Below are 16572 nucleotides of genomic sequence, written 5' to 3'. Positions count from 1 at the left end.
AAATAAAGACATTATGAAGAAGAGTAAGTGATCCTGAAAATTAATTTAGAAGTAGATGGTAGGGTCTGAGTCCCTATTCTCAGGTCCTACCTGCGATCCAACCCAAAGATTAAGAGGAAACCCTATTACTCTTAATCTATACCTTTATAGTGGCGTGGGGATATATATCATAACCGACCCAAAAAACTGTTCGTAATATTATTTTTTAAACGTATCCTGTTTTTTTTCCGTAGCGAAACTTTTAATGACGTTAAAATCTTTAATCGAAATATAAAATTCAAAAAATTAAATTGCAATAAATTACCAGTTACATTAAAGACCTATTTTTTGAAGCCTCTCAAAGAAAAGAGAAGATATGTAAGAGTTAGAGAGCAGGTAATAAAAGAACTTTTAGATTCCGGAAAAATAACAAACTTTATTAAAGCTGAACACATTGTAAGGAAAAGAAGGGCTTTTATAAATTGCTTTTAAAAGTATTTGCTAAAAAGCAATATTATTCTAAAAGTAGTTTACTGGTCTAGAAGTAATGGTAGGGGGTCGAGTCCCTATTCTCGAGTCCCTACCTATGATCCAACCCAGAGATTAAGAGGAAACCCTATTACTCTTAATCTGTATTATTTTATAATTACATGGGAATACATATCATAGCCGACCCAAAAATTCTGTTCTCGCCCAAAGTTTTAATAAAATACAATAATTTTTCCTCTTCTGAAATTTCAACGCCGTTGAAAAGCTCCTGAGACAGCAATTATTAGAATTGCGTCCCGGTAAAAACCAGATTTTAGTTTCAGTAGTGTTTACACTAATCCTCAAGATTCAGTGATTTTCAAGGCTTATATCACTACAGCCACAGAAAAGCCTGATCTACACAAGATGCCATAAAAACCTGCAGCCTGGAAAAAAGTTTCCGTATTTTTTTGTTTGTGTACTCAAGCCACTGACAATTTTTTAAAATTAGTTCGCTTACACCGTTGAGAGAGGTTCTTCGATCAAGCCGTTTTTGAAAAGGTTTGCGTTGCACCGGTTGATCACGCCGGATAGGGATTGGGGATTAGAAGTATTTCTCAATCACAAGCGTTAGCCGTTTTCGATCAAACCTTTTTTGAAAAGGTTTGCGATCAAGCCGTTTTTGAAAAGGCTTGTAGCTTGCGGGACTCGGGCCGCAATTTATTAGAGGAATGATAGAGGCCCTGTTTCCATTCGTGGGCCCCTATCGATGATCCCAACCCCATAAGATTGAGAGGAAACCCTATAACTCTCAACCTGTACTCTGTGTTATAGCATCTTAAAATATATATTATAACCCGTCTAAAAAATAGTTTCTGATTAAATTTACTGAACAAATGTATATTTTTGCTCTCGTTAAAAATTTCAAGCCAGCAAAAAAGAGAACTTCAAAATGAATGCGCAAAAAAAACTGAAATTGAGACAGCCGGAATTAAGAAGAAAGGGGCCAGAAGGCCTTTTTAATATTTCGGCCCATCTGGAATGCGCTTTTGAATAAGCCTTTGAGTAAGCTTTTGAGTAAGCTTTTGAGTAAGCCTTTGGATAAGCTTTCAAATAAGGTAAGACCTGAGCGGCGGGAAGCCGTTAAAACTCACAGAACTGTAGCTTTGGGTATAGGCACCCGTCGTAAAGATATAAACGCGGTTTCCTTCCCGCATTGTGTGGGGGAAACTATACTTGTGCTGTTCATAAAGAATATCCATGCTGTCGCAGGTCGGGCCTGCAAGGATTACTTCTTCGGCACAACCCTTTTTATCGCAGAAAATGGGGTATTTGATGCACTCATCAAGGGTTTCTATAAGGCCCCCGAATTTGCCGATATCGAGATATACCCATTTGTACTGGTTGAATCTGGCCTTTTTGGCTATCATTACAACTTCACTTACGATTACCCCGGCATTGGCGACCAGAGATCGGCCGGGTTCTATAATAATTTCAGGCAGCTCCTCTCCGAAGTCCTCATGCAAAAAGCGGCGGATTTCCCGGGCATAGGTTTCAAGATCGTGAGCCTGCGCCTGGTATTTTGCAGGAAAACCTCCTCCGAGGTTGATCATTTTCAGACGTATGCCCTTTTCAGCCACTGCCTCAAAAAGGTATTTGCACTTGGAAATGGCGTTATCCCACTGGCCAATATCCCTCTGCTGGGAACCAACGTGAAAAGAAAGCCCATAAGGCTCAAGCCCCATTTTTTCGGCCTTCAGAATGAGCTTATATATCAGATCAGGATGCGAACCGAACTTCCTTGAGAGAGGCCAGTCAGCCCCATCGCTTTCAGTAAGGATACGGAAAAACACTCTGGAGCCCGGGGCTCTTCGGGCTAACTTTTTTAAATCACTTTCAGAGTCGGTAACATAAAGCCTCACTCCCTTTTCATATGCGTACTCTATGTCCTTCTCTTTTTTGATAGTATTGCCGTAACTGATCCTTTCAGGTTCTACCCCAAGCCTGAGAAGCTGATCAAGTTCGTAAACCGTTGCCACATCAAAATTAGAGCCTTTGTTCTTCAGGGCAAGCACGACTTCGTCCATGGGATTAGCCTTTACAGCATAGTGAATTTTTGCAAAGGGCATGTGCTCTACCAGTTCTTCGTAGCTTTGCTCTATTCTCGGCAGGTCAACGATTAGAAATGGGGTTTCTTTATCCCGGGAGAACTTTTTGATTCGGTTAAACTCATCTCTTGAAACAAAGTCCTCCAGCGGAAATTCATAACGCTCTTTTCTCATATCTACTCCCTTTTAAAATTGGAACTGATCCGTAATCAAACTTATGTAAGTACTAGTTAATAATTTTTAGCATCTCAATAATTTGTAATGATTATTAAGTTTATAATCAATTATTTTGATAATGCGTGAAATAAAACGATTCAAATAGGATTTAATGTATATAAAACTAATTATTGGTGAATATCAAGACACAAGACTAACTGAAATCAATAAATATTTAATATAAATCGTCGTATTATTAAAAAAGGCATAACCAAGTCCTTTTTTTGCATTAAAGCCGGAAAAAAGCCTTTTAAGCCAGGAGGAGAGACGAGGAATCGTAGATACTCCCGGAATATGCATGAACAATTTTTACCCCAAAGAAAGGACTTTAAACGTTGAAATTAAAATAAGGGTTTAATTAAATGGTTTAAAGGGTTAAAAGGCGCTATTAAGTATTATTTTTAACAAATATTTTTTATTAAGCCATTTTACATAATGCCAGATTTACGGATTTATAAATAATTTTAATGTGTAGGTGGTAGGCCTTTCTTTCTGGTTCTGAGCAGCACTATCAGTATACCGAGTCCTGCAAGTACAAGACCGTAAGTTATAACTTCCAGACTTAGCTGAGAAAAAAGAAATACAGTCGAGAGGGCGCCAAGAAGCGGAAGCAGGGGAAAACGGCCGATATTCAGGGGAACTCTGAAAGGACGATTTCTTCCGGGGTCAGTATAACGGAGCTTTATCAGGGAGAGATTGACCATAAAAAAGACCGCAAAGATCATAAAATTAGAAATATTTGCTACGATCGCAATATCCCTGAGCAGCACGAACAGGATTGAGAGACAGGCAAGTCCGAAAATTGCGACCCACGGAGTATGATAACTGGGGTGTACCCGGGAGAGGCTTCTCGGAAGCGACCCTGAATATGCCATACCGTAAATAATCCTTGACCCTCCAAGCATAACCACAAGTACGGTATTCATGGTAGAAAGAAGGGCGATCCAGGACATAAGGACAAAAGCATCGTTCCCCAGAGAAACAGCCACAACATCTGCAAGCGGAACCCCTGAAAGTCCGAGAACCCGAAAATCAAGCACGCTTACTGCAATTACTGCCACGCACATGTACAGGAAAACCGTAAAAAATATGGCAATTAGCAGGGCTTTCGGAGTCGTTTTTTCGGCTTCTTTCGTTTCCTGAGACAATCGCACAATGTCTTCAAAACCGAGAAATGCGAAAAAAATCAGAGTCGAAGCCTCAAAGATTCCTGCAAGGTCCGTAGCTTCAAGATAATTTACCGTTCCAAGGTAAGGGAAACCTGTGTAAATGACAATTAAAAGTCCGGACACTTCTATCAGACTTATGAGAATAGCCAGCCGGGCTGATTCCTTTATCCCGTAAATCATTATAAGGCTGAGAAAGATAAACAGGCCTACTGCTCCTATTAAGTATCCGCTCCCGAAAAGGTTGCTGAAGTACCTGCCAAATCCAAGGGCAACCGCAGAACTCGTTATCACCACAAAATAGATGACAAGCAGCCCAACAAATAGGCCAATGCGTTCTCCAAAAGCTCTCTTTACGAACTCATATTCCGCACCTGCCCAGGGGTACATAGAAGCAAGCTCCATATAGCTAAGGGCGGAAAGTGCAGCTGTAGCCCCGGCAAACAGAAAAGAAAACCAGACCATATTGCCTGCAAGCCCTGCAGCTCTCCCCATAAGCACGTAAATCCCGGCTCCGAGAATATTGCCAATTCCTACCAGAGTAATCTCCAGCAAATTCAATTCCTTTTTTAGTTCAGACTCCCTTTCCATAAGAAACCCCTGCACCAAAACCTGAAGTTCACGACGATAAAAATAATTTTAAAAACGGGCCTCAGGCATATCAGAAAGACTTATACTGAAAGCTCATTATCAAGTTTTTATCACCAGGCTCTAAAAACTACCCTTTTATAAAATGTCCTGATCTCAATAAAAGGCTTAGTTTCCTGAATTAAGTTTAATTCCAGATATTATATACCATGAGAAGCTTTGTATCTTAACTCCTGTTAAAAATAAAATAACACAAAATTAAGCATTTTCAGCCCGCTGAGATAAAATGAAGCCCAAAAGGTTAAGCTCAGTTACTCGTTCCGTAGACCTTGCTTATCCCACAAACAGAGCAATTGTAATAATTAGCCTGCTTTTTTTCCTGGGAACCGCATGCCTTCAACTCATCCTCGGGAAGGAAATCTTTTCGGCTTTGGAGTCAGGCTTAGGGGCAGGAGCATCGGTTTTTCTTGCGTGGGCATTTGCAAGAGAGCTGGATCCTGACAATGAATTCTCAGCTTTTGTTGCGGCTTTTTTGGGCTGTACAGGGTTCCTGCTTTTTCCGCCTCCTTTCCTGCTTGCTCTTTTCCTGGAACTCCTGCTTATCCGTGTAATAAACAGGAGTACGGGCCTGCCTGCAAAAACTTCCGATTCTCTTGCGATACTTCTGCTTTCGGGCTGGATTTCATTTCAGGGAGAATGGGCTTTCAGCTTATTTACAGCACTTGCATTTTTCCTGGACTCTTTCCTTCCGGAACCCAATCGATGCAACCGCGTTTTTGGAGGCATCATATTTATGATTTCATTGCTTGCCTTTGTGAAGACTGCAGGTAAAGAAAGCATTTTGATGGATATCCAGTTAGGACTATTCGTGCTTGCAGCAACTCTCCTTTTTATTCCACGGGTCCTCAGATCCGGGAAAATAAAATCCAGAGGGGACCTGACAGGAATTCCCTTAGATCCGCTTCGGACCCAGGCGGCTCAACTGACAGCCCTTCTGAACGCAATTTTATTTGCAGCCCTGGAAGGATGGGCAGGAATTGAAAGCCTCATGCCTTTATGGGGAGCGGTTTTAGGCGTTGCCCTTTATGGAAATCTAAAAGTGCTGCTGAAAAGGTTAAGTAAGGCTCCTCTGACAGATTAAACTGGCCCGACCCGAGTTAACCCCGGATCTGGCCGGACTGAAAGGGGCCTTATGCATAGCTCAAAATCGGTTTTTCAGGCGTGAATCATCAGGCAGAGGTCTTTTGGGAGAACGATTTCATTTTTTGGGCAAGCTCCCGGCCGATTTCCTCAACCCTTTTCAAATCTTCTTCCCCGGGCCTGCCTTTTACCTGAAGCGTTCCCACAACTTCCATCTTAGAAGGAACCAGAATTTCTCCTGCCTGCTTCAGAGCTCCTCCGCCCCAGCCAAAGGACCCGAGTATAACCCCGTACTTTGCAGGCGGATTGAGCGCTTTTACCAGGTAAGTGCCGTAAACGGCAAGAGGATGCATGCCTGCGAGGACAGTAGGAGCTCCGAGGATAATAGCCCGTGAATCGACCAGTTCCCTTGCGATATCTCCTATATCCGAGACTGCAAGGTCATACACTCTGACATCTATGCCTTCTTTCAACAAGGTTTCGGCAATTGTCCTGACCATGAGTTGTGTGGAACCCCACATACTCACATAGACAATAAGGGCTTTATTTTCGGTCTCCCCTGCAGTCCACTTCTTATAGGGCTCAAGTATACGCTGCGGATTTTTATAGATAGGCCCATGACTCGGGGCAATAATCTCGATATTAAGATCCTTTATTTTTTCAAGAGCCTTTGCCCCCATTTTCCCAAAAGGCATCATGATTTCCCCGTAATAGCGTTTTGCGAGAGGGATAAGATCCTCCAGGTCTTCATCGTAAACGCCCTGGGCTGTGTGAGACCCGAAGAAATCACACGGGAAAAGGATCCTGTCTTCAGGAAGGTATGTAAACATAGTTTCAGGCCAGTGAAGCCAGGGAGCTTCGATGAAGCGCAGGGTTTTCCCTCCCAGCTCAAGAGTATCTCCGTCGGCAACGACTTTAACCCGGGCTTCTGGCAGTTCGTGGTAAAGGCTTGCCATTTTCACGCCTCTGTCCGTCGTAACGAGTATTGAGCCAGGAGCCCTATCCATAATGTAACGAATTGCACTGGCATGGTCGGGCTCGGCATGATTCATTATCAGGTAGTCCAGCTTTTCCAGGCTGGAGACCAGCTTTATCTTTTCTTCGAACTCCTGTTCAAAACCAGGGTTCACGGTATCTATAAGGGCTGTTTTCTCTTCTCCTTTCACAAGATAAGCGTTGTAGCTCGTCCCCTGAGGCAGCGGGATCAAAGCATCAAACATTCTGCGGTTCCAGTCTTTTGCCCCAACCCAGAACACATTTCTGGCAATTTCAGGAATACTGTAAATTTCCATATTTTTTCCTCCATTCTCCCCGATAGAATAAGAAATGGCTCAAAATAAAGAGCAGATAAAAAAATCTCTGTCTGCATCTCGCAATCTGATAGATGGATTTATTTAGTGACTATATTGTATTCGTCCAATATATTTATTAGGCAAAACCCTTAACTGACAGAATCTTAAAGGACAAAATCTCAACAGACAGAATTTTAACTGAAGTTTCAACGTAATCATCAAAAACCAACTGTGCAGAAAAATGAAGAATAAAGCTGTGCTGCCTCTTTTTTTATAGTATTTTTTCTGAAAAATAAAAAAAAGAAAAACTTTATATAGACAGCAGTAAGTTATCTTCTTCCTAGCAGGCAAGAGTTCACAAAATTATGGCCGATATGTCAACCCGTGAGCCTGAAAATATTCGGGATTGAATTGAGGCTTTAAATATTCCGAATATACAGTAAAAAAGAAGGGATAATTATGAAAACATCATCTATAGAACTGAATCCTAATAAACTGGTACAATACCTCAACAAACCAGCAGAAGAATTCACCAAAGAGGACATTATAAAGTTCGTCAAGGAAAACGGCGTTAAGATGCTGACTTTCCGCTATGTTGGCGGGGATGGGAGACTTAAAGCCCTCGCCTTCGTGATCAGAGACGAAGAACATCTTGACAACTTACTCTCCGCTGGTGAGAGAGTCGACGGATCAAGCCTTTTCACATACATCGAAGCAGACTCAAGCGATCTCTATGTCCTTCCTAAATACAGGACTGCCTTCGTGAATCCTTTTGAAGAAATCCCAACCCTTGATATCCTCTGTTCTTACTTTGACAAGGACGGAACCCCTCTCGCAAGCTCTTCCGAAACCGTCATGAAGAAGGCTGCCCAGGTCCTGACCGAGAAGACAGGCTATGAACTTCAGGCAATGGGAGAACTCGAATACTACATTATCGCCAACAAAGATGAAGTCAATATGGGTTTCCCGGCTGTTGACCAGAGAGGATACCACGAATCCAATCCCTTCACCAAATTCGACCAGCTCAGGAAAGAAGCAATGATGTATATCTCCGAAGCTGGCGGAAAAATCAAGTACGGGCACTCTGAAGTCGGAAACTTTACTGACGATAAATACTACTACGAGCAGAACGAAATCGAATTCGAGACTGACACGCTTGAGAACAGTGTCGACCGTCTGCTTATTGCAAAATGGATGCTCAGGATGCTTGCTGACCAGTACGGTGTAATTGTCAGCTTTGCCCCGAAGATCACTGTCGGAAAAGCAGGCAGCGGACTGCATGTCCACATGAAACTCCTGAAGGACGGAAAGAGCGTTATGGTCGAAAACGGAAATGTTAGCGACACTGCAAAGCGTGCAATAGCCGGCCTTCTTGACATTGCATCAGGAATTACTGCCTTTGGAAACAGGATTCCGACATCCTACCTCCGCCTTGTACCTCACCAGGAAGCTCCTACCAACATCTGCTGGGGAGACAGGAACCGCTCTGCCCTGGTTCGTGTGCCTCTTGGCTGGTTCTCTGAAGGATCCAGCAAGATGATAGCCATCGCCAATCCGACTTACGATGATGAGTTCAAGAGCCACAGCTACAAGTCTACCTTTGAATTCCGTGCCGCAGACCCCTCAGCTGACCTTTACCTCCTCCTTGCAGCCTTTGCTGTAGGTATCCGCCACGGCTTTGAAATGGACAATGCTCTTGAGGTTGCAAAGAACCTCTACATCAGCGTGAACATTTTCAAGGACGAGCACAAGGACAGGCTTGCTCAGCTTGAGCACCTGCCTGCTTCCTGCTACGAGTCCGCTCAGGCCCTGAAGAAACTGAAGGATATTTTCATGGAGTACGATGTCTTCACCGAAGGTATGATTAACGACACCGTAAAATACCTTGAAGGTCTCGACGACAACCAGCTCAGTGAGAGACTTTACGGCAAGAACGAAGAAATCAGGAAACTTGTGGACTCTTACATCCACGTTGGCTGAGCTCTATAGAAGTAACTTTAAACAACCTTTTTTCTTTTTTCACAAAAAAGCAGGGCTCTGCTTGTCAGAAAGCAGGCCCTGTAAAAACGAATTTCCTCCAGTTTTTGCAATTTTATTGACATCTGGCAGTACTTTATAATCCACCGTAAGAAAATACTTATTGCCTTTTGAAACATAGATGGATGTAACTTTTCTACGTGGATGTTAACAATGGCTGGTTCAGTGAAAAATAACCCGCAAAATAGACCACCTGACAACGATTGGAGAAATACGTTATATACAACAATATTTGAAGCTGACACACCTGCCGGAAAACTGTTTGACGAAATCCTGATCCTATCCATTCTGCTGAGCGTTATTGTTGTCATGCTCGATAGCGTAAGGGAAACTTCGGCTTTATACGGTGATCTGTTTTATTCCCTGGAATGGATTTTCACAATACTGTTTACGGTTGAATATCTCTTGCGCCTGGTCTGTGTTGGCCTACCAATCCGGTACGCCACAAGTTTTTTTGGGATAATAGACCTGATAGCAATTCTCCCTACATACTTCAGCCTGTTTTTGCCAGGTAGCGAGTACCTGCTGGTAATCCGAAGTTTACGTCTACTCAGGATTTTCAGGGTGCTTAAACTTGCTAAGTATCTTAGTGAAGCTGACTTATTGATTAGAGCTTTACATGCAAGCCGAAGAAAAATAACCCTGTTCCTTTTTACTGTTTTAAATCTGGTGGTAATACTGGGTTCCCTGATGTACGTCATTGAAGGTGGAGAAAGCGGGTTTACAAGTATACCAAAGAGCATTTACTGGGCAATTATAACACTTACAACCGTGGATACGGGGACATAGTTCCTGAGACTAACCTCGGGCAGGCAATGGCATCTATTGTCATGATAATAGGTTACAGCATCATCGCGGTTCCGACAGGTATTGTCACATCCGAAATTGCACGTGCAAGCAAATATTCTAAAGGAAGGGTGTGTCAAAACTGCAGTTTTGAAGGACACGACAGCGACGCTGAGTTCTGCAAACACTGCGGGGCAAAACTATAGTCTGGAGCTTATATTTTGTCAACTGACCCTGCATTTATCAACTGAGCTCGTTTCTTGATGTTGTTCTATGCCTCTTATGAAGACCTGTTTTCTGGATGTTGTTCTATGTCTCTTATAAAGGTCTGGGGTCGGCTTTATTTACTGCAAAGAAATGTATAGAGGATTAGTTCAGAAAAATCAGAATAAAAAAACCCGGACCGATTCAAAAATGATAGAAGTGAGCAATCCAGAAGTAAATAATGAAGAAAAGTCTGGAATACCTGAAAACCAGAAAGAAATTTCAGAAAACGTCCCGAAAATCACAATCATCTGTTCTGCCCCCGATCTTGCCAGCCAGAATATTAAGACCCATCTTTTGAGCCTTAAGGAGTGGGAAGTTCTTGAGCTTCCTGAAAATTCCGGATTCTCTGCAGCCAGGGAATCAAGGGACGGAAAATTCAGGCTTATCGAAATTGAAGAAATGCATGTTTTCCAGGACGGGCTCGACAGGAAACTCGAAAATGCACGGCTGCCAGCCTCCCTCATAATTTTCGCATCCAAACACCGCAGTAAAGAGGAAATTTCTTCCCTTACCGTGCACTGCACAGGAAATCCCTCGGACGAGGCAAGGCTTGGAGGCTTCCCGAAATCCCTTGCAGTCTCTTCTCCGGCTGCCATGAAATCCATTCTTACGGAAATGAAGCGCCTGGTTGAACAAAAAGACCTGAAGTATGATGTTACCCTTGAAGTGACCCATCATGGGCCCACGGAACTTTCAGTTCCGTCGCTTTATGCCGAAATCGGAAGCACTGAAGTGCAGTGGAAAAATCCTGAAGCAGGCGAGGTAGCTGCAAAAGCCATCCTTGCAGTCTCCTTTGAAAAAGTGCCTATTGTTCTCGGTTTTGGAGGCGGGCATTATGCCATGCGCCAGACAGGGCTTTTGCTCGAAACCGGAATCTCTTTCGGGCATAATTTTCCAAAATACCAGCTGGAATTCGTGGATGAGGCCCTTATCAGGCAGGCTATTGAGAAATCAAAGGCTGATTTTGCTTATTTTGACCGGAAATCCATGAAAAGTGAAGACAGGAACAGGATTTCCGAAGTCCTTGAGAAACTGGGACTCAGGGTCCTGAAAGAATCCGAAATTCGGGAAAACTATGGGTACTAACCTTAAAGCAAGGGTTAAAACAGGCCCAATACTACAAAAAAACGATGTTGTTCTTCTCCAGATGGATTACGTTGCTATAGATCAGAGGCGCTCCAGTATACGGAACAGGATATAATGTTAAGTATTGAGATATTACCGGTTTTCCTCCGCTTTCTTTTTGGAGGGAGCGCGGTTGTAATTTCCACACTCATTGCAAAGAACTTCGGAGGCAGGCTGGGGGGAATTTTTGCGGCTTTCCCTGCTGTGTACCTGCAGCAATCCTCAGCCTGAGTATGAATTATCAAGGCAGTGAACTGCTCCTGGTTTCAGAACAGCTTTCGAAAGGTGCACTTGTGGGGATGCTAGCAGACATTGCCTGTGCCCTTGCTGCAAGTTATTTTATTCTCCGATCCGGGTGGAAAAGAGGGCTGGCTTACGCACTTCTTCTCTGGGCCGTGCTTGCCCCGGCAATCTATTTCACATGGTTTGGGTTTTGAAAAAAAGCTGCAAATCCTCTGAAGAGGAAGAGTAGAAAAGAAGGAGTTGTATCATGAAATTAGATTTCAGGGACCTGGCCCTCAGGTTCGCCTTTGGGGGAACCGCTGTCGCTGCCTGTTTTATTCTGCTGCAGATAATTCCCTCAAAATCTTTTGCAGGAATTTTTGTTGCTTTTCCAGCTGTAATGGCAGCTTCCGTGGTAATGGCAGGTTACTTCGGGACCTCAGAACAAGCTTCTGACATTGCCCTAGGAGCCAGCGCAGGGATGATGGGCTGTGCTATCTGCGTGCTTACTTCCGTATTCTGTATGGAGCACCTTAACAGGTGGGGCCTTTCACTTAATATTGCCCTGTCGATCTGGTTTTTCAGCTCATATTCAGCAACCAGGCTGATCCACGGTTTACTGGAAAAAATAAGAGGAAAAAGACACCAAAAAACAGGTTATTGAAATTTTCAGGTTCCAGAAAAGGTTCTTAAAAGGAAGCTTTTCCAGGCTGATCTTTACTGCACCTTTCTCCATCTATAGAGACCATCTGGCCTCAGATGAAGCTCTGATTGCCTGGATTGCTCTTCTATTTTTGCTGTGTTATTTACCTGGATTTATTGCTTTAATTTCATTGGTTCTCCGCAACACGTTACGTTGCCGGTACAGCAAGCGTCCGTAGCGCAGGAGACGTCTCCACACTCTTTTACTACCTGAAGCTCAAAACCACATATTTCGCAGCGAAGAACCTGACCCATTTTTAAATCTCCACAGTTCATTTCCATATCACCTCAAATTGCCTGATATGAAAAGTATGTAATTTAGGTTCAAACTGCTTTTGAAACAATGATTCTGAACATTAGTCTATAAAACTAGGACTAAAAAGAAAATGAAGGGGCCACGCAAATAAGTTCAGAGCATGTTTTCCTGCTTACAGAATACTGGTCAATGCCTCTGGAACTAACTGGAAATTTTAGAATTACTCAAACAAATTTCGCTGAAGAAGGTTAAAAAGGAGCATTCAAAAAGAAGTCAAATGCAGAAATTCAGGCTGAAAAAGAGAATGACCGAAAATTATATAATTAGGAAAACCCTAACTAACAGGACGGATCGATAATGAGTGAGAAAAAAGAGCATTTGTTCATAGTTTTTGAAAACCTGATCAAAATCAAAAGCGAATGCTCTTCTCAAATCTTCTCCGAGTGTGGGTTATCGGATATTACTCTCAAGCAGATAAGATATCTAAAGACCATTGACGAATGCGGGGAAGTAACTTTTAGCAGGCTTGCTAAAATCACCAGCAACTCAAAACCCACCATCACTGAGACGATTAACAAATTTATCAAAATGGAGTGCGTGTACAGGGAGAAATCCCAGGATGACGGCAGGATTTTTTACATTCGTCTGACAGAAAAAGGGCAGACGATAGCCAATGCTGAGGAACACGCTTTGTTGCAGGTTATTGAAAGGATCGCGAACTCACTGGAAGAGAAAGAAATGGACATGCTTATCAAAATTTTAGGAAAGATAAGGTAATTTTTTTGTCCGCGAAAATAGTTAGGTTAATTAAAACTAAATACTTGAGATAATAATTGAGACGATTGACAATGTATTCAGAACAAACTGGAGAAAACCGAGAGAAACTGGTAGTGCCCCTTTTTGAGATAGTGGTTTACCCTAAAAGCCGGACAAAACTAATGGCTGACAAAGTTACCGGCGAAATACTATTAAATGAAATGAAAAATGCCGAATTCGTGAACGCTATCGGGCTGACAGTAAAGAGCGGCACAAAGGCTTCGGACTTATCCGAAGATAGTTTGTATAAAACCGGAAATTTGCTTAAAATCACATTTGTACAGCCTGCTGATGACGGATATCTCGTTGTCGCAAAGGCTATCGAAAGAATCGAGGCGGTTTCCCTGTACAGACGGGACGGGCTGTTCTATGCAACCTATAAGCCTGTTTATGATCTGCCGGACTTCGAGGAGGATGCTGAAGCCGAAGTAATGGCAAACATAAAAAAGACAATTCACGAGATAAGCAACCGGTTCCAGGGTTCCGAGCAGTTTACCCGGCCAATCGATAAGATGGATTCCATTGACCAGATTATGGGATTTGTCATGCCGTACATACCTGTAAAACTTGCCGAAAAGCAGAAACTCCTGGAGCTAGCTTCGGTTCGTGAAAGGTATCTTATGTTCTTTCACATTCTTACAAAGCAGAAAGAGAATATCAATCTCCAGATCGAAATGGCAAAAAAAGTTACCGACAAAATAAGCAAGTCGAATAGAGAGGCAATGCTCCGCGAGCAACTGAAGGTGATTCAGGAAGAGCTCAATGAGGGGGATGACTCCGCTTCAGGCGATGCCGCGTACAGGGAGAAAATCGAGAATTCGAAGATGCCTGATGAAGTGAAAAAGAAAGCACTGTCAGAGCTAAAGAAACTCGAAGCCGGAGGTAACCATAATCCAGAAGCTCACGTTATAAGGAATTATCTTGACCTCCTGGTCGACCTTCCCTGGGTAACCGAAGAGAAAAAGAGCATCGATATTGCCGAAGCCCGGCGTGTGCTTGAGAGCAACCACAATGGACTGGAAAAGGTCAAGGAGAGAATAATCCAGCACCTGGCGGTAATGAAACTGAAGCGTGAGAAGCAGGGCTCAATTTTGCTCCTGACAGGGCCGCCCGGAACTGGCAAAACAAGCCTTGGAAAAAGCATCGCCGATGCGCTTGACAGGAAATATGTCCGGGTCAGCTTCGGAGGTGTCAAAGACGAAGCCGAAATCCGGGGACACAGGCGGACATACGTAGGGGCCCTGCCCGGAAGAATTATTCAGGGCATGAGAAAAGCAGGCACGAAAAATCCCGTGTTTATACTCGACGAGGTCGATAAGCTTTCAGCTTCTTACTCAGGAGACCCGGCAAGTGCCCTTCTGGAAGTACTTGACCCCGAACAGAACAATACCTTCTCAGACCACTATCTGGAAGTCCCATACGATCTGTCGGATGTGCTGTTCATAGCTACTGCCAACTCCGTGGCAAGTATACCCTGGCCGCTTCTTGACAGAATGGAGACGATCGAGATTTCAGGCTACACAAAGAATGAGAAGTTTGCAATTGCAAGAGACCATCTGCTTCCCTATATCCTGGAAGAACACGGCCTTGATGCGGAGAAACTCAAAATTGAAGATGAGGCCCTGAAAGAAATTATCGATAAATACACCCGCGAAGCTGGCGTCCGGGGACTTAAAAAACAGCTTGCAAAGACTGCAAGGTTTGTGTCCGAAAAAATTGTTTCAGGCCAGACCGATCTTCCTTACGTGGTCAGGGCGGATATGCTCAAAGAAGTCCTCGGAAAAGAGGTTATCCGGCAGGAAGAAGCCAGAAAAGAGAACGTGCCCGGCGTGGTTACAGGGCTTGCCTGGACGCCGGTAGGAGGAGATATTCTCTTCATAGAAGGTACGTTTATGCCAGGCACTGGAAAGCTTACGCTTACAGGCCAGCTCGGGGATGTGATGAAAGAATCTGCAAAGATATCTTTGAGCCTTGTCAGGTCAAGGCTTGCAAACACTGCAAACAGCTTTGACTTTACTTCAAGCGACATTCACATCCACGTCCCTTCAGGTGCAACCCCGAAGGACGGGCCTTCCGCAGGTGTGACCCTCTTTACTGCTCTGACATCCCTGATCACGGGCAAAGCCGTTGATCCGAAAATAGCCATGACAGGTGAGATTACACTGAGCGGTGCCGTATTGCCTGTGGGCGGCATAAAGGAGAAAGTCCTGGCAGCTCACAGGGCAGGCATAAAGAAGGTTATCCTGCCAAAAGAAAACGAAAGGGATCTTGAGGATGTGCCTGAAGATGCCAGAAACGAACTTAAATTCGTACCCGTAGAGACCATTGAAGAGGTCCTGAAAGAAGCACTTGACCTTGACCTGCCAAGGCAGGTGATGTCATATTCGGGAAACAGTTTCGCACCTGTGCACAATGCATAAGCATTGAAAGTGCTGCATGAGCACTGAAATAATGCATAAATCTTTAACAGGTGCAAAATCGGGGATAATGGCTTATCAGAGCCTTAGAATCCCCTATCTTCCTTTTAATTATTTTTAATTCTAATTTTCTTCTTTAATTTCATCCAATCTTGCTTTTTCTTATTAATTTTATCAAGAGCTCCACCTGATTTCTGTCCTGGGAATTTGAAAGCATTTCAGTTCTTTTTTTAACTATTATTTTCCCTATTGACAGCAAGTATTATCCTCTTTGCAGATTGATATAAAACTGGAACGTTTGGAGGCAAAACCATGAAAGTAATAGCAATAAACGGAAGCCCCAGAAAACACTGGAATACAGCGACCCTGCTGGAGAAAGCTCTCGAAGGTGCAAAAGCCGAGGGTGCAGAAACCGAATTAATACATCTCTATGATCTCGATTTCAAAGGGTGCATAAGTTGCTTTGCCTGCAAGGTAAAAGATGGAAAAAGCCTTGCCAGATGCGCTATGAAAGATGAGCTGACGCCTGTGCTGAAAAGGCTGGAAGAGGCCGATGCCGTGATCCTCGGATCGCCAATTTATCTCGGGAACTTAACGGGAGAAATGAGATCTTTTATGGAGCGCTATACATTTCCATATATCACTTACTCGGTTGATGTCCAGACATTTTATCCGAAAAATATCCCGGTTGGTTACATTTACACTATGAATATAAAGGAAGAAAACTTTGGAATGTTTTGTCTTGATAAGGTTTTTGAGATGAATGAATGGCTTGCAACAAGGATATTCGGGTATTCCGAATCGTTATGGAGTACCGACACATACCAGTTTGATGATTATTCAAAGTATATTTCCTCTATTTTTAATCCAGAAGAGAAAGCAAAAAGGAGAAAAGAAGTATTTCCTCAGGACTGCCAGAAAGCCTTTGAAATGGGATCAAGGTTTGTTAAGCGGCAAAAAGCGTTAGAAGCACAGAAAGAAAAGTAA

13 protein-coding genes and 1 pseudogene are annotated in these 16572 nt (G+C 43.3%); 10 read left to right on the top strand and 4 right to left on the bottom strand.

Features of this window, described 5'->3' with window-relative positions:
- Positions 1–1556 precede the first annotated feature (1556 nt).
- On the bottom strand, positions 1557–2729 hold the full coding sequence (locus ACPK8D_RS06500) for a type III PLP-dependent enzyme (RefSeq protein WP_424717029.1): 1173 nt from the start codon (positions 2727–2729) through the stop codon (positions 1557–1559).
- Between the two features lie 506 nt (positions 2730–3235).
- Positions 3236–4528 carry an APC family permease gene (locus ACPK8D_RS06495; protein WP_424717028.1) on the bottom strand — a complete coding sequence of 431 codons (1293 nt, stop codon included), beginning with the start codon at positions 4526–4528 and terminating at the stop codon, positions 3236–3238.
- A 283-nt stretch (positions 4529–4811) separates the two neighbouring features.
- Between ACPK8D_RS06495 and ACPK8D_RS06490 the strand changes: the two genes are divergently transcribed.
- A complete protein-coding gene (locus ACPK8D_RS06490) occupies positions 4812–5666 on the top strand; it encodes a hypothetical protein (protein ID WP_424717027.1) in 855 nt (284 codons plus the stop codon).
- Between the two features lie 88 nt (positions 5667–5754).
- Here ACPK8D_RS06490 and ACPK8D_RS06485 read toward each other — a convergent pair whose 3' ends face one another.
- Positions 5755–6957 (bottom strand): FprA family A-type flavoprotein, encoded by a 1203-nt coding sequence (locus tag ACPK8D_RS06485; RefSeq protein ID WP_424717026.1) that lies wholly within the window; start codon positions 6955–6957, stop codon positions 5755–5757.
- A gap of 459 nt (positions 6958–7416) precedes the next feature.
- Here ACPK8D_RS06485 and ACPK8D_RS06480 point away from each other — a divergent pair, with 459 nt between their 5' ends.
- The 6 genes and pseudogenes from ACPK8D_RS06480 to ACPK8D_RS06455 all read left to right on the top strand — a co-directional run bounded on the left by ACPK8D_RS06480 (position 7417) and on the right by ACPK8D_RS06455 (position 12058).
- A complete protein-coding gene (locus ACPK8D_RS06480; protein WP_424717025.1) occupies positions 7417–8937 on the top strand; it encodes a glutamine synthetase family protein in 1521 nt (506 codons plus the stop codon).
- A gap of 210 nt (positions 8938–9147) precedes the next feature.
- Positions 9148–9783: an ion transporter gene (locus tag ACPK8D_RS06475; protein ID WP_424717024.1), complete on the top strand. Its 636-nt coding sequence runs from the start codon at positions 9148–9150 to the stop codon at positions 9781–9783.
- A 26-nt stretch (positions 9784–9809) separates the two neighbouring features.
- A complete protein-coding gene (locus ACPK8D_RS06470) occupies positions 9810–9986 on the top strand; it encodes a hypothetical protein (RefSeq protein ID WP_424717023.1) in 177 nt (58 codons plus the stop codon).
- Positions 9987–10194: 208 nt separating this feature from the next.
- Positions 10195–11133, top strand: a complete 939-nt coding sequence (locus tag ACPK8D_RS06465) for a D-aminoacyl-tRNA deacylase (RefSeq protein WP_424717022.1) — start codon at positions 10195–10197, stop codon at positions 11131–11133.
- A 114-nt stretch (positions 11134–11247) separates the two neighbouring features.
- Positions 11248–11609 (top strand): annotated as a pseudogene (locus ACPK8D_RS06460) (DUF3147 family protein).
- Between the two features lie 53 nt (positions 11610–11662).
- Entirely contained in the window at positions 11663–12058 is a 396-nt protein-coding gene (locus ACPK8D_RS06455) for a DUF3147 family protein (protein ID WP_424717021.1), read from the top strand.
- A 152-nt stretch (positions 12059–12210) separates the two neighbouring features.
- On the opposite strand, the gene ACPK8D_RS06450 is transcribed toward ACPK8D_RS06455, so the two are convergent.
- Entirely contained in the window at positions 12211–12378 is a 168-nt protein-coding gene (locus ACPK8D_RS06450; protein WP_424717020.1) for a hypothetical protein, read from the bottom strand.
- A 331-nt stretch (positions 12379–12709) separates the two neighbouring features.
- Between ACPK8D_RS06450 and ACPK8D_RS06445 the strand changes: the two genes are divergently transcribed.
- The 3 genes from ACPK8D_RS06445 to ACPK8D_RS06435 all read left to right on the top strand — a co-directional run bounded on the left by ACPK8D_RS06445 (position 12710) and on the right by ACPK8D_RS06435 (position 16572).
- Positions 12710–13129 (top strand): MarR family winged helix-turn-helix transcriptional regulator, encoded by a 420-nt coding sequence (locus tag ACPK8D_RS06445; protein WP_424717019.1) that lies wholly within the window; start codon positions 12710–12712, stop codon positions 13127–13129.
- A 71-nt stretch (positions 13130–13200) separates the two neighbouring features.
- On the top strand, positions 13201–15588 hold the full coding sequence (lon, locus tag ACPK8D_RS06440; protein WP_424717018.1) for an endopeptidase La: 2388 nt from the start codon (positions 13201–13203) through the stop codon (positions 15586–15588).
- A gap of 309 nt (positions 15589–15897) precedes the next feature.
- Positions 15898–16572, top strand: coding sequence for a flavodoxin family protein (locus ACPK8D_RS06435; protein WP_424717017.1), 675 nt, complete (start codon positions 15898–15900; stop codon positions 16570–16572).

It is taken from the genome of Methanosarcina sp. (assembly GCF_049706645.1).
GTDB lineage: Archaea > Halobacteriota > Methanosarcinia > Methanosarcinales > Methanosarcinaceae > Methanosarcina.
The sequence above is the reverse complement of the archived record's forward strand: the minus strand, read 5'-3'. Positions and strand labels throughout refer to the sequence as shown.

Excerpts from the sequence above, each read along its gene's own strand:
- ACPK8D_RS06500 (WP_424717029.1), bottom strand. The coding sequence starts at position 2,729 with ATGAGAAAAGAGCGTTATGAATTTCCGCTGGAGGACTTTGTTTCAAGA.
- ACPK8D_RS06495 (WP_424717028.1), bottom strand. The coding sequence starts at position 4,528 with ATGGAAAGGGAGTCTGAACTAAAAAAGGAATTGAATTTGCTGGAGATT.
- ACPK8D_RS06490 (WP_424717027.1), top strand. The coding sequence starts at position 4,812 with ATGAAGCCCAAAAGGTTAAGCTCAGTTACTCGTTCCGTAGACCTTGCT.
- ACPK8D_RS06485 (WP_424717026.1), bottom strand. The coding sequence starts at position 6,957 with ATGGAAATTTACAGTATTCCTGAAATTGCCAGAAATGTGTTCTGGGTT.
- ACPK8D_RS06480 (WP_424717025.1), top strand. The coding sequence starts at position 7,417 with ATGAAAACATCATCTATAGAACTGAATCCTAATAAACTGGTACAATAC.
- ACPK8D_RS06475 (WP_424717024.1), top strand. The coding sequence starts at position 9,148 with ATGGCTGGTTCAGTGAAAAATAACCCGCAAAATAGACCACCTGACAAC.
- ACPK8D_RS06470 (WP_424717023.1), top strand. The coding sequence starts at position 9,810 with ATGGCATCTATTGTCATGATAATAGGTTACAGCATCATCGCGGTTCCG.
- ACPK8D_RS06465 (WP_424717022.1), top strand. The coding sequence starts at position 10,195 with ATGATAGAAGTGAGCAATCCAGAAGTAAATAATGAAGAAAAGTCTGGA.
- ACPK8D_RS06455 (WP_424717021.1), top strand. The coding sequence starts at position 11,663 with ATGAAATTAGATTTCAGGGACCTGGCCCTCAGGTTCGCCTTTGGGGGA.
- ACPK8D_RS06450 (WP_424717020.1), bottom strand. The coding sequence starts at position 12,378 with ATGGAAATGAACTGTGGAGATTTAAAAATGGGTCAGGTTCTTCGCTGC.
- ACPK8D_RS06445 (WP_424717019.1), top strand. The coding sequence starts at position 12,710 with ATGAGTGAGAAAAAAGAGCATTTGTTCATAGTTTTTGAAAACCTGATC.
- lon (WP_424717018.1), top strand. The coding sequence starts at position 13,201 with ATGTATTCAGAACAAACTGGAGAAAACCGAGAGAAACTGGTAGTGCCC.
- ACPK8D_RS06435 (WP_424717017.1), top strand. The coding sequence starts at position 15,898 with ATGAAAGTAATAGCAATAAACGGAAGCCCCAGAAAACACTGGAATACA.